Genomic DNA, 20,905 nt, shown 5'->3' on the forward strand with positions numbered 1-20,905 from the left:
TAGCATGACTGAGACATTGTTGCGTGTCGAGAACCTTGTCACGACCTTCAGCACAGCGGAAGGGAAACTTTCCGCTGTGCGGGGGGTTTTTCCGTCCGCAAAGGGGAGACGCTTTGCATTGTCGGCGAATCAGGGTGTGGGAAAAGCATCACCTCGCTGTCGATCATGGGCTTGCTTCCGAGCAACGGTGCGGTAGAGAGCGGGTCGATTGAGTTTGCCGGCCGCGATTTGACGAAACTGTCGAAAGAGGAGTTGCGCCGCATTCGCGGAAACGAAATGTCGATGATTTTTCAAGAGCCGATGACGGCGCTTAACCCGGTTTTCACGATCGGTTATCAACTTCGCGAACCGCTCATGCTCCATCAAAAGTTGTCGAAACAGGAAGCGCACGAGCGAGGCATTGAGCTGCTCAAGCAAGTTGGCATTCCGTTTCCGGAAAAGCGGATGAAACAATACCCGCATGAGCTAAGCGGCGGGATGAGGCAGCGCGTCATGATCGCTATGGCGCTTGCCTGCCATCCGAGCCTGCTCATCGCCGATGAGCCGACGACGGCCCTTGATGTGACGATTCAGGCGCAAATTCTCGACTTGATGAACGAGCTAAAGCAAAAATTGAACATGGCCGTCATTTTAATCACCCACGATATGGGGGTTGTCGCCGAAATGGCCGACCGGGTGATGGTCATGTACGCCGGGGAGAAAGTGGAGGAAGGCGATGTCGAAAGCATTTTCGCCAATCCGCGCCACCCGTATACAAAAGGGCTGCTGCAATCCGTGCCGAGCGTTGATGACGAAGAGTATTCACTCGAACCGATTCCAGGCACGCTGCCGAGTTTAAACGAACAAATTGACGGCTGCCGGTTCCACCCGCGCTGCCCGTTTGCGACTGATCAATGCCGGACGGCACCGCCGCCGGAGAGAACGATCCGCGCCAGCCATTCCGTCCGCTGCTGGTTAGAAGAGGGGGTCCACAACGATGAGCGAGTCAAAGCAGCCACTTCTTAAGTTGGAAAGCGTGAAAAAGTATTACCCGATCAGGGGAGGACTGTTGCGGCGCGTCCAAGGCTACGTAAAAGCGGTCGAGAACGTTTCCCTTGACGTGTTTGCCGGAGAGAGCATCGGCATCGTCGGCGAATCGGGCTGTGGAAAATCGACCCTCGGCCGGACGATTCTTGGTTTAGAAGAAGCAACGGGCGGATCGATCCTTTTCCAAGGCGAAGAAATCAGCCGCTTGCCGGAACGGCAGCGCAAACGGTGGAAAAAAGAAATGCAGATGGTATTCCAAGATCCGTACGCCTCGCTGAACCCCCGTCAACGCATCGGCCACGCGCTCGAGGAAGCGTTTGTCATCCATACGGACATGACAAAGGCCGAGCGCGAGGAGCGCGTGTTGCAGCTGCTCCAAGAAGTTGGACTCCGTCCGGAACATTACGACCGCTATCCGCATGAATTCAGCGGCGGGCAGCGGCAGCGGATTGGCATCGCCCGGGCGATTGCCTTGAATCCATCGCTTGTCATTTGCGATGAGGCCGTCTCCGCGCTGGACGTATCTGTCCAAGCACAAATCATTAAGCTACTAAAAGACATTCAAGAAAAACATGAGCTGACGTATTTATTCATCTCCCACGATTTAGGGGTCGTGCGCCATTTTTGCAACCGGGTGCTCGTCATGTATTTAGGCCATGCCGTCGAGCTCGCACCGTCGCGGGAATTGTACGCCAATCCGCTGCACCCGTATACAAAGGCGTTATTGTCCGCCATTCCGCGGCCGAAGCCGGGCGCTAGGCGGGAGCGTATCCGTCTTGAAGGCGACTTGCCGAACCCAGCCAATCCGCCGAAAGGCTGCCCGTTCCATACGCGCTGCCCGGTGGCGACCGAACGATGCAAACAAGAACGGCCGGAGTGGAAAGAAGCGGCTCCGGGTCATTTTGTTGCTTGCCATGAAGTGAAGTGAGGAGGGGTTGCCATGGACTACTTATACCATCCATACCCATCGCAGCGAATGACGGTGTTCGCCAAAAACGGCGTTGTTGCGACATCGCAGCCGCTCGCGGCGCAAGCGGGGCTTGAGGTGCTGAAAAAAGGCGGCAACGCCATCGATGCGGCGGTCGCCGCCGCGGCTTGTCTGACGGTCGTTGAGCCGACATCGAACGGCATCGGCGGCGATGCGTTCGCCCTCGTCTGGACGAGCGGGAAATTGTACGGATTAAACGCGAGCGGCTATGCGCCGGCTTTGCTTTCGCTTGACGCGCTAAAAGAGCGCGGCTATACAGAAATGCCGAAATACGGCTTCGCCCCGGTGACGGTCCCGGGAGCGCCGGCGGCATGGGCGGCGCTGTCGAAGCGCTTCGGCCGCCTGCCGCTTGCGGACACGCTCGCACCGGCGATCGCTTATGCTGAAAACGGCTACCCGGTATCGCCCGTGCTCGGAAAGTACTGGGCGAACGCCTACCGGGTGTACAAAGAAGCGCTTCACGGGCCGGAATTTGCCGCCTGGTTTGCGACGTTTGCGCCGGGCGGCCGCGCGCCGAGGATCGGGGAAGTGTGGGCGTCTCCGGACCATGCGGCGACGCTTCGTTCGATTGCGGAGACAGAAGCGGAAAGCTTTTATCGCGGCGAGCTGGCGGAAAAAATCGCCGCCTTCTCGAAGCAATACGACGGTTTTTTGACGCTCGAGGATCTCGCCGAGTATGAACCGGAATGGGTTGAACCGATTTCCGTTTCCTACCGCGGCTATGACGTATGGGAAATCCCGCCGAACGGCCAAGGACTTGTCGCCTTACTGGCGTTAAACATCATGAACGGGTTTGACGTGCCAAGCATTCCGGACGTTGAGACATGCCACCGGCAAATCGAGGCGATGAAGCTTGCCTTTGCTGACGGGAAAGCGTATATCGCCGACCGCCGCTATATGGACTACCGCGTCGATGAGCTGTTATCCGAATCGTTTGCGGCCATGCGCCGGGCGCAAATCGGCGCCGAAGCGCTCACCCCGGAGCCGGGAACGCCGCCAAAAGGCGGAACGGTCTATTTGGCTGCCGCTGACGGCGAAGGCAATATGGTGTCGTTCATCCAAAGCAACTATATGGGCTTCGGGTCCGGCCTCGTAGTGCCAGGCACGGGGATCGCCTTGCACAACCGCGGCCATAACTTCGCCTTTGATGACGGCCATCCGAACGCGCTCGCCCCAAGGAAAAAGCCGTACCATACGATCATTCCCGGCTTTTTGACGAAAGGCGGCACACCGATCGGCCCGTTTGGCGTCATGGGCGGGTTCATGCAGCCGCAAGGGCATATGCAAGTGATCATGAACACGATCGATTTCGCTTTGAATCCGCAAGCGGCGCTTGATGCGCCCCGTTGGCAGTGGATGGAAGGGAAAACGGTGCTCGTCGAGCCCCACTTCCCGCGCCATATCGCTGAAGCGCTCGCCCGCAAAGGGCATGACATCCGTGTGGCGTTAGACGGCGGCCCGTTCGGCCGCGGGCAAATCATTTGGCGCGATCCTCACACCGGCGTGCTCGCTGCTGGGACGGAGCCGCGCACGGATGGAGCGGTCGCCGCTTGGTGAAACTAGCGATAAAGGAATGACAACGATGAATCAATGGCATTTGTTTCTCGCCTTTTTTCGCGTCGGCATGCTCGGGTACGGGGGCGGTCCGTCCTCGATCCCGCTCGTGCGCGCCGAAGTGGTGACAAAATACCGCTGGATGACGGACGAAGAATTCGCCGAGATTTTGGCCATCGCCAACGCCTTGCCCGGCCCGATCGCGACGAAGCTCGCCGGCTATATCGGCTACCGCGTTGGCGGTGCGTTTGGGCTTTTGAACGCCGTCTTAGCGACGACTGCCCCGACGGTGGTGCTGATGATCGTGCTGTTGGCGGTGCTGTCATCGTTCAAGGACACGCCGTGGGTCGCCGGGATGACGAAAGCGGTCGTCCCTGTTGTCGCGGTCATGCTTGCCGAGATGACGTGGCAGTTCGCCAAACAGGCGCGCGCCGCCCTCGGCATCTGGCCCACAGCCTTGCTTCTTGCCGCTTGCTTTGCCGCCTTGTGGTGGCTCGGGCTTCATCCGGCGCTTGTCGTCGCCCTGTTGCTTGTGGCGGCGTTTGTCGGGCGGGGAAAACCGGAAGCGGCGAACGGAAACGAGCGCGGTGAAAGGAAGGTGTCGTCATGATTTACTGGCATTTGTTTCTCGCCTTTTTTTGGCCCGGCATTCTCGGCTATGGCGGCGGCCCGGCCTCGATCCCGCTCGTCGAGCACGAAGTCGTCGACCGGTACCAATGGATGACGGTCAATGAATTCAGTGAAGTGCTGGCGATCGGCAACTCACTTCCCGGCCCGATCGCGACGAAAATGGCTGGATATATCGGCTACGAACAAGCCGGCCTCCTCGGCGCCGCTGTCGCCGTGTTTGCGAGCGTCGCCCCGTCGCTCATTTTGCTGCTCGCGCTCTTGCAGCTCTTGTACAAATGGAAAGACGCGCCGCAAGTAAAGCGGCTCACCGCCTACATCCGCCCGGCCGTCGCTGTCATGCTGGGGATCATGGCGATCGACTTTTTCCGCGAGTCATACGAAGGAACCGGGTTCGGCCAAACGGTGTTTCTCGCCGCCGCCAGCGCTTTTCTGTTGCTCGGCAAATGGCGCATCCACCCGGCGTACGTCATCGCCTTGGCGCTTGTGTACGGGGCTGTCTTCTTGTCCTAGACTATGAGTCCGCCATAACGAAGCGAGGTTTCACGCATGTGAAGCCTCGTTTTTCTGTTCTCAAAAGAACGATAAAAAACAGCCGATCGTCCTTAAGTAAGAGAATGCATAGCGTTCAAGCGGTTTCTTAGTTGGAGAAATGGCACGATGCCCCCCCAAAAGGCTATCCGTCTTCAAGCAAGATACAACATATCGTGATGCATAAGTGTTCGAAACGGATGCCTCACCGCATTAGAAGAAACGTTACGCCCGCTAACTCACCAGCTGGCAACAAGACAGAACCCCCGAACGTGCGCCGGCGCAAAGAAAACACGTGCCGGCGATACAGACACGTTGTCTATTCCACGGTAAACGTCACGCTCGCCCGGGCGTTCGGCCAGTTTTTGTCGGCGAGCCACCACTCAAGCGTGTACGTCCCGGGCGCTAAGTCGCGGAACGTCTCCTGAAAGGACAGCTCTTCGCCTTGTTTTAACGTCCGCTCTTCGTAAATTTGCGCAAACATCTTCCCTTCGCTGAACTGCTTCACCTTTTTGCCGTCGCGGTACAAAATGTAGTCATACTGTTTCGAGCTCGTGAACGTCACCGTCTGCACGCGTTCGGTTTGGTTTTTCACCGTGAAGGTAAACACGTAGGCGCCATTTTCTTTTTTGTACGTCAACGACGGCTCAAGCGTCCCGGCGATAATTCCTTTTCCGTCCGCGTGCGCCGGTTTGCCCGCCGGGGCGGGGCCAAGCAAGTCATCCTTTGCCTGCGGTTGCCCGTTGCCGTTTGTATACATAAACAACGCGCTCGCCGCCGCCACCCCAGCCAGCACGGCGGCGATGCCGATCGCTTTTCCTTTGCCCATATCGGACCCTCCTTTTGTCTCTTTCTATTATAGTCGTTTCCCGTTTTCCTCTCGTTACAAACCGTGAAAAAATTGTGAAAAAACCGTTGTCCGCCTTGATATTTCTGGTATATATGCCCGATTTGTCTAATAAAATGTTACAAATTGAACAGCAATGAGAGTGGTTGAGGTGGGGATCGTTCACAACCGGCAAGCGACGCGACGAGGACGCTTCCAAGACATCCAGCGAAAGCGGCGCTCATCAGTGGCAAGACGAGTCTCATTTCACACTTCTCACTTCTCACATCCAACTTAGGGAGGGCGAGTGGTGTGCACGATTACATCAAAGAGCGTACGATCAAGATTGGCAAGTATATCGTGGAGACGAGGAAAACCGTTCGCGTCATCGCGAAAGAGTTTGGCGTATCGAAAAGCACCGTGCATAAAGACTTGACCGAGCGGCTGCCGGAAATCAATCCGGAGCTGGCCCAAGAAGTAAAACAAATTCTCGATTACCATAAATCGATCCGCCATTTGCGCGGCGGCGAAGCGACGAAGAAAAAGTACAAAAAACAAGCGGTGAAAAACAACTAACTTTTTTCCTTGCCATCTGCCGTTAGCAGTATCATTCCGGCTGCGGAATATGGTAAAATAACCAATTAGGAATGATTTCAGGGCAGAGGCAAGGAGGAGCAAGGTATGTTTTCACGAGATATCGGCATTGACCTAGGCACGGCGAACGTCCTCATTTTCGTCAAAGGCAAAGGCATTGTGCTCAATGAGCCGTCCGTCGTGGCGATCGATAAAAATACGAACAAAGTGCTCGCAGTCGGCGAAGAAGCACGACGAATGGTCGGACGTACCCCTGGGAATATTGTTGCCATTCGGCCGCTTAAAGACGGCGTCATCGCGGATTTTGACATTACGGAAGCGATGCTCAAGCATTTCTTAAGCAAGCTCGACCTAAAAGGCTTTTTCGCCAAACCGCGCATTTTAATTTGTTGCCCGACGAACACGACGTCCGTCGAACGGAAAGCGATCAAAGAGGCAGCGGAAAAAAGCGGCGGCAAAAAAGTGTACTTAGAGGAAGAGCCGAAAGTCGCAGCCATTGGCGCCGGAATGGACATTTTCCAGCCGTGCGGAAACATGGTCGTCGATATTGGCGGTGGCACAACCGATGTCGCAGTTCTCTCGATGGGGGACATTGTCACCGCCTCTTCCATTAAAATGGCTGGGGACAAGTTCGACATGGAAATCTTACATTACATTAAGCGCGAATATAAGCTGCTCATCGGAGAGCGAACGGCCGAGGAAATTAAAATCAAAGTCGCAACGGTATTCCCAGGCGCACGGGCCGAAGAAATCGACGTCCGCGGCCGCGATCTCGTCACCGGGCTGCCGCGCACGATCACCGTTCGTTCAGAAGAAATCGAACGGGCGCTTCGCGAGCCGGTGTCTTTAATTGTACAAGCCGCCAAAAGCGTGCTGGAGCGCACGCCGCCAGAACTGTCGGCGGACATTATCGACCGCGGCGTCATTTTAACGGGCGGCGGCGCGCTGCTGCATGGCATCGACATGCTGTTAGCCGAAGAGCTCAAGCTGCCGGTGTTTATCGCCGAAAATCCGATGGACTGCGTCGCCATTGGCACGGGGTTGATGCTTGAGAACATCGATCGCGCGCCGAAAACGCAGTTCGTCTAACCATTTGCCGCGAGCGGCAGCCGAAAGAGCTGCGCCTCGTCTCTGCATCAAAAAAGGAAAGGCGGGGGATGCGGCGCTCGCTTCCGCCCGCTTATAATGGAAAGAGACATCCGCTGTTGCCTCAAGAGGGCTGCGGCTTTGGGCAATCTCGTCTATTCCTGCGCCTTCAAGCACGGAGAGGAATGGAAAACCGATCGCCCGAACGAAAGGGGATCGGTTCTTGCATGAAACGGATCTATGGCAACTAATGATGGACAAGCGAGGTGATTGTCATGTTAAGGGGGCTGTATACGGCCGCGAGCGGCATGCTGGCGCAACAACGGCGCGTCGATTGGCTCACCAACAATCTGGCAAACGCCGAGACGCCAGGGTACAAAGCCGACGCAGGAACAACGAGAGCGTTTCCGGAACTGTTGATGCACCGGCTCGAGGACAAGCCGATCCCAACCGCCCCGCCGCGCGCCATCCCGGCGCAAACGGCGATCGGGCCGCTCAACACCGGTGTATATGTGCAAGAGCTCATCCCGAACTTCCGCCAAGGGGATATGAAAGAAACCGGGCTCTCCACCGATGTCGCCCTAGTCGATGGACAAGTCCCGGTCGACCCGGCAAGCGGGGAGCGCGGCGCGCTCTTTTTTGCCGTCGAAAACGGCCAAGGGGAGATCCGCTATACACGAAACGGCCATTTCACCTTGAACCCGGACGGCTATTTGACGACGCAAGACGGCTGGTATGTGCTGGATGACAACGGCGAACGCATCGCCATCCCGAGCGAAACGTTCACCGTCCGCGATGACGGGACGATTGCGGCGGAAAACAGCGCGACCGCCCGCTTAGGCGTCGTATTCGCCGCCAATCCGAAAACGCTAGTGAAAGAAGGGAACGGCTTGTTCCGCAGCACGGCTGGGCCGTTGCCGCAGGCGCCGGGTGATGTGACGTATACGGTCAAACAGCGCTTCATCGAACGGTCCAACGTCGACATCGAGCGGACGATGACCGACTTGCTCGCCGCCTACCGCGCCTTTGAAGCGAACCAAAAAATCGTCCAAGCGTACGACCGCAGTTTAGACAAGGCCGTCAACGAAGTCGGCCGCCTGAAATGATGACGAAAGGGGGACAAGCCCGTGCTCCGCTCGATGCACACCGCTGCCAACACGATGAACGCATTGCAGCAGCGTCTCGATACACTAAGCCATAACATCGCCAACAGCAACACGACAGGGTTTAAACGGCGCGAAGCGAGCTTCGCCGAGCTGTTGACCCAGCAAGTCGACCGCCTGCCGCACGACGAAGCGCCCCGACAGACGCCGGCGGGCGTGCGCTACGGCAACGGGGCGGGCCTCGCGTCAACGATGCTCGTCACCGCCCAAGGGCCGCTTACAGAGACCGGCCGCGCGCTCGATTTCGCCTTCACCGCCGCCAACCAATGGTTTCGCGTTCGAGTCACCGACGCCAACGGCGCCGCAACAATCGGCTACACGCGCGCCGGCAACTTTTCATTGACGCCCATAGGAGGCCGGCTCGCCCTCGTGACAAGCGACGGCCGCCCGGTGCTGGATGAAGCGAACGCGCCGATCGAGCTGCCTGCCGAGGCAACCGGCTTCCAGCTGTCCCCGACCGGGACGTTGACGGCCACCGATGCCAACGGGGCGGTCGTCGCCCGCGTCAACCTGGGCGTCACGGTGATCCGCCGCCCGCAGCTCCTTGAAGCGTTCGGCGACAACATCTTCACTCTTCCCGCCGTTCCGGGCGCCGCTGAGGAGCTGAACGGCAACGGGCGCGGCCGAATCGCCATGAAACAAGGGGCGCTCGAACAGTCGAACGTGGACCTCGGTGAAGAACTCACCGGTTTGATGACAACGAGCCGCGCCTATCAGCTGAACGCCCGCGCCATTTCCATTTCCGAACAAATGCTCGGGCTCATTAACAACTTGCGCTCCTCATAAGGAGAGATCCACATGAGCAATGAAACGAAAAACGAACCGCTCTCTCGCATCGCGCGGCGAAAAAAGCGAGAACAACATTCCGCCGCCCGCTCGCCCGATAGCGGCGAAGCCGCTGCCTTGCATAACGAGCAGCCGACGGAAGCGAACGAACCGCCATCTGAAGCTGAACCGACAGAGAGCAAGCGCCGCTTCGTGCGCACGCGGCTCATCCCGATTTGGCTTCGGCTCGTGATCGTCACCGTTCTCATGGCGATCTGCCTTGCGGCGGGCGCAGTCGTCGGCTACAGCGCCATCGGCGACGGACGGTGGCTGGACGTGTTCCGCCCGTCCACGTGGCAGCACATCATTGACGTGGTGGAAAAAGGGACATAGAAAGCCATCGAGCTACATGTTTGATTCTAACGGAAAGGAGTGTCGCTATGCTCGACATCCAACAAATTCAATCGATCATTCCGCACCGCTACCCATTTTTGCTTGTGGACCGCATTCTTGACATCGACGAAGGCAAGCGTGCCGTCGGCATCAAAAACGTCAGCGCCAACGAAGCGTTTTTCGCCGGCCATTTCCCGGAATACCCGGTCATGCCCGGCGTCTTAATCGTCGAGGCGCTCGCCCAAGTCGGCGCCGTCGTCCTCCTGCAAAGCGAGGACAACCGCGGCCGTCTCGCCTTTTTCGCCGGCATCGACAACTGCCGCTTTAAGCGCCAAGTCAAACCAGGCGACCAGCTCCGCCTTGAAGTCGAAATTCTCCGCGCCCGCGGCGCCATCGGCAAAGGCAAAGGCGTCGCCACCGTCGACGGCGAACTCGTCTGCGAAACAGAGCTCATGTTCGCCCTCGGCGACAAAGCGGCCAACTAACCGACACGCGCTCGTTACAGGGCGCGTGTTCCTCGTTTTTTCCCTCAAAAATGCCTCCCCATTGCCATACGCGCATGTATGAAATGAGCTCTTCTGGGAAAGATAAGCAAGGACCAGTCTTACATAAGGTCACAACAACACGAAGAAAGGAGAAGATGCAATGAAAAACAAAACGCTGCTGTTCAAACTGTTCAGCGCCGTCGTCGCCCTCTTTGTAGCGGCCGGATGCAACGGTGACAACGACAACGACAATCCGCCGCCGCCGAACAACGAACAAAACGATGTCAATGACAACGACGTCAATGACATGGACATGAACCCGGCCGATGACATCAACCAAGACGATAACGCCGACAACGACGTTGTGCCAGGGGATAATAATGGCAACGGCGACCTTGTCCCGGGCGACAATAACAATGACAACGACTTAGCGCCGGGCAACGACGTAGGCGACGATGAAAACGACCGAACGCCAGACCCGGAAGATCCGATTGAAGATCCGCAAGACGCCAACGACCGCGATAATAAAGATGAATAACGCAAAAAGGCTGCCGATCAGGCAGCCTTTGTTGTTGGGGAAAATTAGTACCGATTTCGGCTAGATATGTTTCTTCCTATCCGCTATAATGGGAATGTCCATTTATTGTCGAAACATGCAGACAGACGATCATAGGGGGGTACAGAATGGAAGAAACGATCAGCTTGCGCGAGCTGTTTGACATATTGCGCAAACGGCTTCGGCTCATCGTCTTGATCACCGCGCTTGCGACGGTGGTGAGCGGTGTGGTCAGCTACTTTCTATTGACGCCCATTTACCAAGCGTCAACGCAAATTCTCGTCAACCAAACCAAATCCGAGCAGCAGCTCTACAACTTCAATGAAATCCAAACGAACGTGCAGCTCATCAACACGTACAGCGTCATTATCAAAAGCCCGACGATTTTAGAAAAAGTGAAAGATGAGCTGCAACTCGATCAGACATTGGACGAGCTGAACGAACAAATTCAAGTCTCAAGCGAAAAAGACTCGCAAGTGTTCTCCGTCACCGTCCAAGACCCGGATCCCGCCATGGCGGCCAAGATCGCCAACAAAACGGCTGAAGTGTTCAAAAACGAAATCGTCAAAATCATGAACATTGACAACGTCACCATTCTTTCGAAAGCGGAAGTGAAAGAGCATCAAGCCCCGGTCAAGCCGAAGCCGCTTCTCAATATGGCCATCGCCTTTGTCGTCGGCCTCATGACTGGTGTCGGACTTGCCTTCCTGCTTGAGTATTTGGATAACACGATCAAAACGGAAGAGGATGTCGAGCGTCATCTCGGCCTGCCGGTGCTTGGGGCCGTCAGCTTGATCACCGCTGACGGCGGTCAAAAGAAGAGATACGAGTCATCCCTTCCACAGGCAAGAGGTGAAACCATTGGCTCGTAAAAAACAGATTCGCAAAGCGGAACGAAGACTGATCGCTGCCGATAACCCGAAATCGCCGATCTCGGAACAATACCGGACGATCCGAACCAATATTCAATTTTCGCTCATTGATACAACACTCCGCTCCTTGATTGTGACATCTACCGGTCCTAGTGAAGGAAAGTCAACGACCGTGGCCAACTTGGCGGTCGTCTTCGCCCAGCAAGGGAAAAAGACATTGCTCATTGATGCCGACTTGCGCAAGCCGACCGTCCATTACACGTTCCGACTCAACAATTACGTGGGGCTCACCAATGTCTTGACAGGCTCGGCGCCGCTCTTGCCGACGTGTCAAGCGACCGAGATCGACCACTTATCAATCTTAACATCCGGCCCCATTCCGCCGAACCCGGCTGAGCTGCTCAGCTCGAAAGCGATGGCCCAGTGCCTCGAACAGCTGTACGAGACGTTTGATCTGGTCATTTTCGACACCCCGCCCGTCTTGGCGGTCACCGATGCACAAATTTTAGCGAACCAATGCGACGGCACGGTGTTGGTCATCGAAAGCGGCGGCACCGAAATCGAAGCGGCTGTCAAGGCGAAAGAACTGCTCGAAGCGGCTAACGCCAAACTGCTCGGCGTTGTCTTGAACAAGCGAAAACACCGTGAAGGCGGCTATTACTACTACCAATACAAGTAACAACCAACGGCTTCCCAACGGCGGGAAGCCGTTTATGTGAGAGAGAAAAGAAGGGGGAGAGACCATTGAGAAACCTTGTCCTGATCCTTTTGGTCGCTGCTAGTTGCCTGGTCTTTACCATTGCTGGACACTTATACTGGAAACAAAACATCGAGGCGACAGTGCAGACCGCGCGAGCGGAAATGGAAGCATCGGCCAAGGAAGAGGAGAAAGCGAATCAAACAGAAACGATTCTTGCCCGTGCCACCCAGCTGCCTGTCGCGGCTCAGAACGCCATCAAACGAGCCGTCGAGGAACACCGCCCGATCCACCTCGTCATCGCTGGCTCGGAATCGACACCAGAGAAAGGCGGCTGGCCCGACTTATTGAAACAGGCGCTCGACGAAGCGTACGGGGAAGGGACGTTTCAAATCACCGTCCATGAATACGAAGGCTTGACAACCGCCGATGCTGACAGGCAGCGCATCGCCGCCGACTGGGCCAATGACAAACCGGATCTCGTCTTACTCGAGCCGTTTTTGTTAAATGACAACGGCGTCATCGTTATCGACGATACGCTCGATCATATTGAGTCGATCATCGGCCAGTTCAAATCCGCCGCCCCCGATGCGGTCGTGATCTTGCAGCCGCCGAACCCAATTGACAATGCTACATACTATCCAAAACAAGTCGAAGAACTTGAAGCGTTCGCCAAAGAGAACGGCTACCCTTACATCAACCATTGGCCCGCGTGGCCTAACCATCGAAGCGAAGAACTGAATAAATACATCGACCCAGAAAGCGACCTCCCCACCTCGGAAGGCGCAAAACGGTGGGCTGAGGCGCTCGCCGAATATTTCATCGCCCAATAAAACACGCGCACCCTAATTGGGTGCGCGTCATGTTTACCGCGACGCTGTCGCCGACAGCTCTAAATGTTCTTTCAACTCATTCGAAATCGCCGTTCGCTCGCTATCGGGTACGACCAAATAATAGATGCCGTTAATTTTCGTCCCTTGGCCGTTAATGTGCAGCTGCTTAATTTGTTTGCGGGCGTCTTTATAGTTCGCTTGAATGTCCTTCATTTCCTCAAACGTCAAGTTCGTCTTAATGTTCTTCCCGATCGCGGCGAGCACATCGCTATAGTTCGTCAGCGACGAGAAGCTTGCGCCCTTCTCAATAATGGCTTGAATAATTTGTTTCTGGCGGTCTTGACGTCCGAAATCGCCGCGCGGGTCATCATAACGCATGCGCGAATATTTCAACGCCTCTTCCCCGTTTAGCGTAATTTCCCCTTTCGGGAAGTGCGTTCCTTCATACGTAAAGGCAAACGGGTTGTTCACCGTCACCCCGCCGACCGCATCAACGATATCGCGGAAGCTTTCCATATTGACTTTAATGTAATAATCGATCGGAATATCCAAAAAATGTTCGACCGTCGCCATCGTCATCTCGACCCCGCCAAAGGCGTACGAGTGGTTGATTTTATCTTTCGTCCCTTTCCCCACAATCTCCGTTCTCGTGTCACGCGGCACGCTGACCATCTCAATCGACTGCTTGTTCGGATTGACCGTCATGACGATGAGCGTATCGGCCCGTCCTTTATCCCCTTTCCGCTCATCGACGCCCATTAACAAAACCGAAATCGGCGTCTTCCGCTCGAACGACACGTCTTCCTGGCGCTTTTCTGACTTCCAGTCTACTTTCTCATGCATCTCGTTCGCCGTCTGTTTAAGATGATGGTAGACGGAATAAGAAAATACTCCTGCTCCAACGAGCAATACCACAAAGACCCCCGCCAGCCAGCGCAGCCATTTCTTCTTTTTTCGATGTTTTGCCCTCATCGATACTCTTCCTTTACAATAAAAAATTTTCATTCATATCATCTCGATTATAGACGGTTTTGGGGGAGAAAACAACTGGAAGCCGCTTTGCGTCATTTCCATTTTGAGCCTTCAAAGGTGGAATTTTATTTCCACTTCGACAACATTCGACAATTTCCGTTCGTTGATAGCCCGTTTTTCCTATGTTATTATAATAACTGTTTAGTAGAACGAAAAAGCGAGGAGGAGTGACGATGATCGACATCCATACCCACATTTTGCCCGGCATCGACGACGGGGCCGCGACGACGGAGGACGCCATCGCCATGGCGAAGGCCGCGGCCAATGAGGGGATTACGACGATCATCGCCACTCCCCATCATCAAAACGGAAGCTACGATAACCCGAAACCGTTCGTTCTCTCTCTGGCGGCGGAGCTGAATGAGGAACTGAAACGACGCGGCATTGCACTCACCGTGCTTCCGGGCCAGGAAGTGCGCATCCATGGCGATTTGCTTGAAGGCCTTGCCCGCGGCGAGGTGATGGCCCTCGCCGATACGCCATACATACTGATCGAGTTCCCACCGGATCATGTGCCGAAATACGCCGAACAGCTGTTGTTTGACGTGCAGCTGAAAGGCTTGATGCCCGTTATCGCCCATCCCGAGCGAAACGCTGAAATCATCGAATATCCAGAGCGGCTCTATCAGCTCGTCAAACGCGGCGCCTTCGCCCAATTGACGGCGTCCAGCGTCACGGGGCATTTCGGCAAGAAGATCAAAACGTTCTCGCTTCAACTGATCGAAGCGAACTTGGCTCATTTCATCGCCTCGGACGCCCACAACACGAAAACGCGGCCGTTTCGCCTCCGTGAGGCGTACGAGGTAATCCGAAAAGAATATGGAACAGACATGGTATACTACTTCCAAGAGAACGCGGAGCTGCTCGTCCGCGGCCAAGCCGTGTTCCGCGACGAGCCGCAGCGGGTGAAAAAGAAAAAGTTCCTTGGTCTCTTTTGAAAGCGGTCAGTCGCATGGTATAACAAGCATTAGAAATACTTCTTTTCTTTTTGCCTTTCCTTTGTCGAAACAAGGCAACGTTCTTGGGGAATGATCTACAACGATGTCGAAGGGCAGCGAAAGCTTGCGCCCGATCAGGAGATCGGCTCTTTCTTTAAGACGATTGGATTCGCACGGCTAGAGGCATCGCAGCGGTTTCTCGCGTCTTAAAGATCGGCCGTTTTCTTCATTTTTTCGGTGATGCCTCCTTACCGTTATCAACGGAGGCACTCGGCCATGCCGTGGGTGGGGACGATGACGGTCCTGGCACCTTAGACGCCCGTCGTCGAGGGTGTGGTGTGAGGGCGGGTTAGATGCCCGATCTAACCTTGTTTTCTACACTCATTGATCATGAAACAAAATGGAAGATGTGAAATGAAGCCCCGAGAAGGGACGATTTTTTATGCCTATGTGCGTCGGCGCATCGGCATCGCCTGTGCGGTACCGATGCGCGGAGGCATATGGGCCAACGAATCCATAGGGGGTTGTATACGTGAAAACAGTGCGCAAAGCCATCATCCCAGCGGCGGGTTTAGGGACGCGCTTCCTTCCAGCGACCAAGGCGATGCCGAAGGAGATGCTGCCGATTGTCGACAAGCCGACGATCCAATACATCGTCGAAGAAGCCATCGCCTCAGGCATCGAAGACATCATCATCGTCACCGGAAAAGGAAAACGCGCCATCGAAGACCATTTCGACAACGCCTATGAGCTCGAACAAAACTTAATGGAAAAAGGCAAATACGACTTGCTGGAAAAAGTGAAAGAACCGTCGAAAGTCGACATCCACTACATCCGCCAAAAAGAGCCGAAAGGGCTGGGACATGCCGTCTGGTGCGCCAGAAACTTCATCGGCGACGAACCGTTTGCGGTCTTGCTCGGCGACGACATCGTCCAAGCCGACCCGCCGTGTCTGAAGCAGCTCATCGACCAATACGAACAAACATTGAGCTCCGTCATCGGCGTCAAACAAGTGCCCGATCATGAGACCCACCGCTACGGCATCATCGACCCGATCGAACAAAACGGCCGCCGCTACCAAGTGCGCCAATTCGTCGAAAAACCAGCGCCTGGCACGGCACCGTCTAACTTAGCCATCATGGGAAGATACATCCTCACACCGGAAATCTTCTTATTCCTTGAAAAACAAGAAGCCGGCGCTGGCGGGGAAATTCAGCTCACTGACGCGATTCAAAAACTAAATGAAATCCAGCGCGTCTTCGCCTACGAATTCGAAGGCAAACGCTACGATGTTGGAGAGAAACTTGGATTCATCCAAACGACGATCGAGTTTGCGGTGCAGAATGAAGAATTGAGAGACGATTTGCTTGAATTTATGGAGAACATCGTCACACAAACAAAGCAACATATGAACGTATAACGAGCCATCGCATACGGCTCGTTTTTGATTATGGTGAAGGAGGACGCAAGCGTTGGCGTATCGACAACGATTAACGTTTTTAATGCTGCTTGATTCAGCGATCGTGCTGACGGCGATTTATATTAGCGTATTTACGCTATATCCGGACGTAGACATATTGAAACATAAACCGATTTTATTGTCAGCGATCACGCTGTTGGTGAGTCATCATCTGTTCGCCTTCGTTTACCGCTTATATCATAAGGCATGGGAATACGCGAGCATCGGCGAATTAACGGCGATCATTCAGGCCGTCACGCTTTCGATCGTGACGACAGCGGCCGTGCAATGGGCTGTTTTTCAAGACATTTACGCCCGTGCGCTCATGATCACGTGGATGATCCACGTTTTGTTCATCGGTGGCTCGCGCTTCGTTTGGCGCGTGTTTCGCGACCGCTATATCAAACCGAATGTCAATAAACGACGGACGATGATTATCGGCGCTGGCGCCGCAGGCATGATGGTGGTGCGCCAGCTCATCAACAACCCAGAGGCGGAATTGAAACCGATCGTGTTTATTGACGATGACCCGAACAAGCAAAAACTGCAGTTTTTCGGCATTCCCGTGCTCGGCACGACAAACGATATTGAAGAGGTTGTCCAAGCTTTGCGCATTGAACACATTATTATCGCCATTCCATCACTGACGAAAAAACAACTGAATCGCATTTTCGAACAATGCGCCAAAACGAATGCCAAAACGCAAATCGTCCCTAGATTAGAAGATATTGTAACAGGGAAAGTATCCGTCAGCCAGTTCCGCGACGTGCAAGTCGAGGACTTGCTCGGCCGCGAACCCGTCAAGCTCGATATCGAAAGCATCGCCAGCTACATCGAAAACAAAACGATTTTAGTTACTGGCGCGGGCGGCTCGATCGGTTCGGAAATTTGCCGCCAAGTGCGCCAATTTCGGCCGAAAAAGCTCGTTCTTCTTGGTCATGGGGAAAACAGCATTTACCAAATCGACATGGAACTGCGCAATCAATACAAAGGCCAAATTGAGATCGTCCCTGTCATCGGTGACATCCAAGACCGCGCGCGTATGTTTGAGGTAATGGAAGAACACAAACCAGACGTCGTCTACCATGCAGCTGCCCATAAACATGTGCCATTGATGGAATACAACCCGAAAGAAGCAGTCAAAAACAATATTTTCGGCACGAAAAACGTTGCCGAAGCGGCAGATACGTTCGGGGTACATACATTTGTCCTTATCTCTTCGGACAAGGCCGTCAACCCGACGAACGTCATGGGAGCGACCAAACGATTCGCCGAAATGCTCATCCAACAGCTTGATAAACAAAGCAAAACGAAATTCGTCGCCGTTCGCTTTGGGAACGTCCTCGGCAGCCGCGGCAGCGTCATCCCGCTGTTCAAAAAACAAATCCAAGCTGGCGGCCCAGTCACCGTCACCCATCCGGACATGACACGCTACTTCATGACCATTCCTGAAGCGTCCCGCCTCGTCATCCAAGCTGGCGCCTTGGCCAAAGGCGGCGAAATCTTCGTCCTCGACATGGGTGAACCGGTGAAAATCGTTGACCTTGCGAAAAACTTAATCAAACTATCCGGTTACACCGTCGAAGAAATCGGTATTGAATTCACCGGCATCCGCCCAGGTGAGAAAATGTTCGAGGAATTGCTGAACGAAAATGAGGTTCATCCGGAGCAGGTGTTTCCGAAAATATTTATCGGGAAAGCAACGATGGTGGACGAAAAAATCCTTAATGACTTTATGGAACAATTTGAGTCGATGGATAAGGAAGAGGTTAGGGAAAGATTGTTGGGGATTGCGAATAACCAAATTAAATCAGTTGTTTCTTTAAAGACTTCTGCAAATTAATAGATTTTTACAGATTTATTTAAATCAGACTAAATTGGGTGGTGTTGCACAACTGAGAGTAAAAGCTCAAAGTTATGCATAAAGATGATGTAGCATAACACATGCGGTAAATATCGATGAAATCCATACCATCTCGGCTGTTCCAATCCGTCACTCTTTAACTCATTAAATACTCGTTCAATCTCACGATGAAGTCCAAAGAGCCATTGGCCAAACCTCATTTTCAAAAGACAACAACCATAGGCGTCTTTCCGTTGCTCGCTATTGTGGCGGTTGATAGGAAAAATCAATAGGATTTCTGACTGCTCTACTGTTTGACGAACCTTTTCGCTGTCATATGCAGATTCGTTGTGGTCAACACATGAGATAAAATGATTTCCTCGGCAGTGGTGCAGAGATGGAGCTTATATCCTTTAAATAAACCAGTGATACCTATTGGATACTCCTCACTTTGCTTGCGAATCGTAAAGACTACTTCAAAGGGCCGTGCTGTCGATCAGCACGATTTGCGGATACCGTACTTCTGGATCTTTGGGCAGCTGTGCATGAAAAACAGGAATCCCTGTTCCCGGAACCACTTCGCCGCACGGGAAACGTAGAAAGATGAGGGACTTCCTGAAGCCCATAAGCCCGTTGAAAGCAGCGAAAACGCCGCAGAATGCGTACTAATTTTCGCAAGGAATATCACAATGGAAAAATACGTTTTCAAAAAGCATTTCAACAACAATTTTGTCGACGTCGGTGGTTTTCCTGTTACATACGGTGTTTCCAGTAATGGCGAAAATATTTTTATAAGAATTTAGGGTGTGAAATTATGTCTGTTCAAGTGTTAATCTCAACTATGAATGAGTCAGATCCTATTAAATTACTTGAGAAGATGAATATATCTTCTGATGCAGTAATAGTGAATCAATGTGGATATGAAAAGAAGAAATTTTTTATATAAAAAATCATAAAATAACTTATTTGTGTTGTAATGAAACAGGATTAAGTAGGAGTCGTAATAAGGCGATTTCTTATTCAAATGATAATGATATTGCTTTATTAGCTGATGATGATTTAGTTTACGTTGATAATTATAGTGAATTGATTAAAAAAGCATTTGATGAGAATCCGGATTATGACATTATTAGGTTTAAAGTCGAGGGAATTAATAAAGAATTCAAATCTTATGGAAAAAAAAGCAAGATATTGGGGTATCTTACTTCTCTAAAAACTTCATCTGTTGAAATTGCTTTCAGACCTCAAAAGATAAAAAATGCAAATATTAAGTTCAATGAGCAATTTGGTGCAGGTTCCGTTTATAGAATGGGAGAAGAAAATATTTTTTTATTTGAATGTCTGCGCAAAGGATTAAAGATTAAATACGTACCTATAAAAATTGCAGATTTGTATATTGGTGAATCATCTTGGTTTAATGGATTCAATAGTAAATATTTTTTTGATAGAGGAGCTGTATTTGGTGCATTGTCGCATAGATGGGCACTAATACTTATATTTCAGTTTGCACTAAGACATTATAAGAAATATAAGTCTGAAATGACTTTACTAAATGCAATAAAAGAGATGATAAGAGGATATAAAGATTACAGAAGAAACTCAGGGGAAGAAATAGAATGAAATTACTATTAGTAGGAGATTTAATTGGTAATACTGGTCCAGCTAATGTTAATAAAGCATTAAAAAAATATCTGCCTACGGATACAATCTTTTTAGAAAAGAAAACAAAAACTAGTAGAGTTATAGAGCTTTTTATTAAAATGAGAAAGGTAGATGCTGTCGTCTTCTCTGGGATGTCCAAAATAAATATAATTGGATTTAAATTGGCAAAGTTACTAGATGTTAAATCGGTTTATTTAATGCATGGTTGTCGTAGTATAGAAGGTAAAATAAACCAGAACTATAATCAAAGGGATGTTAATGCCGAAAATGAAGTTTTGGAGCTAGCTCCCAGAATTATATGTGTTTCTGAATTTTTTATGAACTGGATGAAAAAAAATTATCCTCAATATAAAGGAAAAATTACCTATGTAAATAATGGGATAGATTGGGATGGAATGGTTAGTGAAAAAGTTCCTGTAGAAAGAGACTCGAAAACTTTGCTGGCAGTTGGAGGAGGCATGCCTCAAAAAAACATCTTGTCAATTTGTAGGGCTATTGATTTGATAAATAGGAAGGATAAAATGAACTTAAAGCTTATTGTTAATGGTAAAGGGGGCAAAGATATCGAAGAAATTATCTCTTATCCTTTCGTTAATTATGTTGGAGAGGTAAAATATGAGGAGATGTCAGCTTACTATCAGAAATCAAGGATATTTGTGCAAAACAGCATTTTTGAAACTTTTGGACTTGCTCCTATTGAAGCTTTAGTTAATGGTTGTGATTTGCTCATTTCTCAAGGAACGGGAGCCAAATCAATAATTTCAGGTTTGGAGGAAAATGATATTATTTATAATCCTTTTGATATTGAAGAGATATCGAGCAAAATTAAAACCCTACTTAGCAAAAGTAATAATGAAAGATTACTCAAAAGCATAAATAAAGAAGAAACTTCTCTTGAATTCGCTGTTAGTCGAATATTGGACATACTAAAAGATTAGTGAGGTAATAAAATTATGAATATTAGTGAAAGGGGAT

At 52.0% G+C, this 20,905-nt stretch carries 21 protein-coding genes and 2 pseudogenes; 20 read left to right on the forward strand and 3 right to left on the reverse strand.

Features of this window, described 5'->3' with window-relative positions:
• Positions 1-4 precede the first annotated feature (4 nt).
• From IC803_RS00120 to IC803_RS00140, 5 genes and pseudogenes are all read left to right on the forward strand, one after another.
• Positions 5-1,005: pseudogene (locus IC803_RS00120) on the forward strand (ABC transporter ATP-binding protein).
• Positions 977-1,954: an ABC transporter ATP-binding protein gene (locus IC803_RS00125; RefSeq protein ID WP_081207845.1), complete on the forward strand. Its 978-nt coding sequence runs from the start codon at positions 977-979 to the stop codon at positions 1,952-1,954. Before IC803_RS00120 ends, IC803_RS00125 begins: the two are co-directional and overlap by 29 nt.
• Before the next feature lie 12 nt (positions 1,955-1,966).
• Complete coding sequence (locus tag IC803_RS00130) at positions 1,967-3,571, forward strand: gamma-glutamyltransferase family protein (RefSeq protein WP_081207844.1); 1,605 nt, start codon at positions 1,967-1,969, stop codon at positions 3,569-3,571.
• A 25-nt stretch (positions 3,572-3,596) separates the two neighbouring features.
• Positions 3,597-4,178 carry a chromate transporter gene (locus IC803_RS00135; RefSeq protein WP_081207987.1) on the forward strand — a complete coding sequence of 194 codons (582 nt, stop codon included), beginning with the start codon at positions 3,597-3,599 and terminating at the stop codon, positions 4,176-4,178.
• The gene (locus IC803_RS00140) at positions 4,175-4,708 is read left to right on the forward strand and encodes a chromate transporter (protein ID WP_081207843.1); all 534 of its coding nucleotides are present in this window, start codon (positions 4,175-4,177) and stop codon (positions 4,706-4,708) included. Before IC803_RS00135 ends, IC803_RS00140 begins: the two co-directional genes overlap by 4 nt.
• A 337-nt stretch (positions 4,709-5,045) precedes the next feature.
• On the opposite strand, the gene IC803_RS00145 is transcribed toward IC803_RS00140, so the two are convergent.
• Positions 5,046-5,555, reverse strand: coding sequence for a BsuPI-related putative proteinase inhibitor (locus IC803_RS00145; RefSeq protein WP_081207842.1), 510 nt, complete (start codon positions 5,553-5,555; stop codon positions 5,046-5,048).
• Between the two features lie 309 nt (positions 5,556-5,864).
• On the opposite strand from IC803_RS00145, the gene spoIIID reads away from it, so the two are divergent.
• The 10 genes from spoIIID (at position 5,865) to IC803_RS00195 (ending at position 12,996) form a co-directional block, all read left to right on the forward strand.
• Complete coding sequence (gene spoIIID / locus IC803_RS00150) at positions 5,865-6,128, forward strand: sporulation transcriptional regulator SpoIIID (RefSeq protein ID WP_008880665.1); 264 nt, start codon at positions 5,865-5,867, stop codon at positions 6,126-6,128.
• Positions 6,129-6,233: 105 nt separating this feature from the next.
• Positions 6,234-7,235 (forward strand): rod shape-determining protein, encoded by a 1,002-nt coding sequence (locus IC803_RS00155; protein WP_081207841.1) that lies wholly within the window; start codon positions 6,234-6,236, stop codon positions 7,233-7,235.
• 272 nt (positions 7,236-7,507) lie between these two features.
• On the forward strand, positions 7,508-8,338 hold the full coding sequence (locus IC803_RS00160) for a flagellar hook-basal body protein (RefSeq protein ID WP_081207840.1): 831 nt from the start codon (positions 7,508-7,510) through the stop codon (positions 8,336-8,338).
• Positions 8,339-8,359: 21 nt separating this feature from the next.
• Positions 8,360-9,181 carry a flagellar hook-basal body protein gene (locus tag IC803_RS00165; protein ID WP_081207839.1) on the forward strand — a complete coding sequence of 274 codons (822 nt, stop codon included), beginning with the start codon at positions 8,360-8,362 and terminating at the stop codon, positions 9,179-9,181.
• 12 nt (positions 9,182-9,193) lie between these two features.
• Positions 9,194-9,553 (forward strand): DNA-directed RNA polymerase subunit beta, encoded by a 360-nt coding sequence (locus IC803_RS00170; RefSeq protein WP_081207838.1) that lies wholly within the window; start codon positions 9,194-9,196, stop codon positions 9,551-9,553.
• 47 nt (positions 9,554-9,600) lie between these two features.
• Positions 9,601-10,038, forward strand: coding sequence for a 3-hydroxyacyl-ACP dehydratase FabZ (gene fabZ / locus IC803_RS00175; RefSeq protein WP_081207837.1), 438 nt, complete (start codon positions 9,601-9,603; stop codon positions 10,036-10,038).
• 160 nt (positions 10,039-10,198) lie between these two features.
• Complete coding sequence (locus tag IC803_RS00180) at positions 10,199-10,576, forward strand: hypothetical protein (RefSeq protein ID WP_081207836.1); 378 nt, start codon at positions 10,199-10,201, stop codon at positions 10,574-10,576.
• A 146-nt stretch (positions 10,577-10,722) separates the two neighbouring features.
• Positions 10,723-11,466, forward strand: coding sequence for a YveK family protein (locus IC803_RS00185; RefSeq protein WP_081207835.1), 744 nt, complete (start codon positions 10,723-10,725; stop codon positions 11,464-11,466).
• On the forward strand, positions 11,456-12,145 hold the full coding sequence (locus IC803_RS00190) for a CpsD/CapB family tyrosine-protein kinase (protein ID WP_081207834.1): 690 nt from the start codon (positions 11,456-11,458) through the stop codon (positions 12,143-12,145). Before IC803_RS00185 ends, IC803_RS00190 begins: the two co-directional genes overlap by 11 nt.
• A 65-nt stretch (positions 12,146-12,210) precedes the next feature.
• A complete protein-coding gene (locus IC803_RS00195; protein ID WP_081207833.1) occupies positions 12,211-12,996 on the forward strand; it encodes an SGNH/GDSL hydrolase family protein in 786 nt (261 codons plus the stop codon).
• Positions 12,997-13,029: 33 nt separating this feature from the next.
• Here the strand turns inward: IC803_RS00195 and IC803_RS00200 are convergent, their stop codons facing one another.
• The gene (locus tag IC803_RS00200; protein ID WP_081207832.1) at positions 13,030-13,968 is read right to left on the reverse strand and encodes a polyisoprenyl-teichoic acid--peptidoglycan teichoic acid transferase TagU; all 939 of its coding nucleotides are present in this window, start codon (positions 13,966-13,968) and stop codon (positions 13,030-13,032) included.
• Between the two features lie 233 nt (positions 13,969-14,201).
• Here IC803_RS00200 and IC803_RS00205 point away from each other — a divergent pair, with 233 nt between their 5' ends.
• The 3 genes from IC803_RS00205 to IC803_RS00215 all read left to right on the forward strand — a co-directional run bounded on the left by IC803_RS00205 (position 14,202) and on the right by IC803_RS00215 (position 18,268).
• Complete coding sequence (locus IC803_RS00205; RefSeq protein ID WP_081207831.1) at positions 14,202-14,966, forward strand: tyrosine-protein phosphatase; 765 nt, start codon at positions 14,202-14,204, stop codon at positions 14,964-14,966.
• A 532-nt stretch (positions 14,967-15,498) separates the two neighbouring features.
• Entirely contained in the window at positions 15,499-16,386 is an 888-nt protein-coding gene (galU, locus tag IC803_RS00210) for a UTP--glucose-1-phosphate uridylyltransferase GalU (RefSeq protein ID WP_081207830.1), read from the forward strand.
• Positions 16,387-16,438: 52 nt separating this feature from the next.
• Entirely contained in the window at positions 16,439-18,268 is a 1,830-nt protein-coding gene (locus tag IC803_RS00215) for a polysaccharide biosynthesis protein (RefSeq protein WP_081207829.1), read from the forward strand.
• A gap of 29 nt (positions 18,269-18,297) precedes the next feature.
• Here IC803_RS00215 and IC803_RS18445 read toward each other — a convergent pair.
• A pseudogene (locus IC803_RS18445) lies at positions 18,298-19,043 on the reverse strand (ISNCY family transposase); the annotation flags it as partial.
• A 191-nt stretch (positions 19,044-19,234) separates the two neighbouring features.
• Between IC803_RS18445 and IC803_RS00220 the strand changes: the two are divergent.
• The gene (locus IC803_RS00220; protein WP_223812000.1) at positions 19,235-19,888 is read left to right on the forward strand and encodes a glycosyltransferase family A protein; all 654 of its coding nucleotides are present in this window, start codon (positions 19,235-19,237) and stop codon (positions 19,886-19,888) included.
• Positions 19,885-20,868: a glycosyltransferase family 4 protein gene (locus tag IC803_RS00225; RefSeq protein WP_081207828.1), complete on the forward strand. Its 984-nt coding sequence runs from the start codon at positions 19,885-19,887 to the stop codon at positions 20,866-20,868. Before IC803_RS00220 ends, IC803_RS00225 begins: the two co-directional genes overlap by 4 nt.
• Positions 20,869-20,905 lie beyond the last annotated feature (37 nt).

It is taken from the genome of Geobacillus sp. 46C-IIa (assembly GCF_014679505.1).
Lineage (GTDB): Bacteria > Bacillota > Bacilli > Bacillales > Anoxybacillaceae > Geobacillus.

Bases quoted from the DNA above. Each gene is read 5' to 3' on its own strand.
- IC803_RS00135 (WP_081207987.1), top strand. From the start codon at position 3,597: ATGAATCAATGGCATTTGTTTCTCGCCTTTTTTCGCGTCGGCATGCTC.
- IC803_RS00200 (WP_081207832.1), bottom strand. From the start codon at position 13,968: ATGAGGGCAAAACATCGAAAAAAGAAGAAATGGCTGCGCTGGCTGGCG.
- IC803_RS00155 (WP_081207841.1), top strand. From the start codon at position 6,234: ATGTTTTCACGAGATATCGGCATTGACCTAGGCACGGCGAACGTCCTC.
- IC803_RS00205 (WP_081207831.1), top strand. From the start codon at position 14,202: ATGATCGACATCCATACCCACATTTTGCCCGGCATCGACGACGGGGCC.
- IC803_RS00140 (WP_081207843.1), top strand. From the start codon at position 4,175: ATGATTTACTGGCATTTGTTTCTCGCCTTTTTTTGGCCCGGCATTCTC.
- IC803_RS00130 (WP_081207844.1), top strand. From the start codon at position 1,967: ATGGACTACTTATACCATCCATACCCATCGCAGCGAATGACGGTGTTC.
- IC803_RS00225 (WP_081207828.1), top strand. From the start codon at position 19,885: ATGAAATTACTATTAGTAGGAGATTTAATTGGTAATACTGGTCCAGCT.
- IC803_RS00185 (WP_081207835.1), top strand. From the start codon at position 10,723: ATGGAAGAAACGATCAGCTTGCGCGAGCTGTTTGACATATTGCGCAAA.
- IC803_RS00145 (WP_081207842.1), bottom strand. From the start codon at position 5,555: ATGGGCAAAGGAAAAGCGATCGGCATCGCCGCCGTGCTGGCTGGGGTG.
- IC803_RS00180 (WP_081207836.1), top strand. From the start codon at position 10,199: ATGAAAAACAAAACGCTGCTGTTCAAACTGTTCAGCGCCGTCGTCGCC.
- IC803_RS00125 (WP_081207845.1), top strand. From the start codon at position 977: ATGAGCGAGTCAAAGCAGCCACTTCTTAAGTTGGAAAGCGTGAAAAAG.
- IC803_RS00170 (WP_081207838.1), top strand. From the start codon at position 9,194: ATGAGCAATGAAACGAAAAACGAACCGCTCTCTCGCATCGCGCGGCGA.
- fabZ (WP_081207837.1), top strand. From the start codon at position 9,601: ATGCTCGACATCCAACAAATTCAATCGATCATTCCGCACCGCTACCCA.
- IC803_RS00160 (WP_081207840.1), top strand. From the start codon at position 7,508: ATGTTAAGGGGGCTGTATACGGCCGCGAGCGGCATGCTGGCGCAACAA.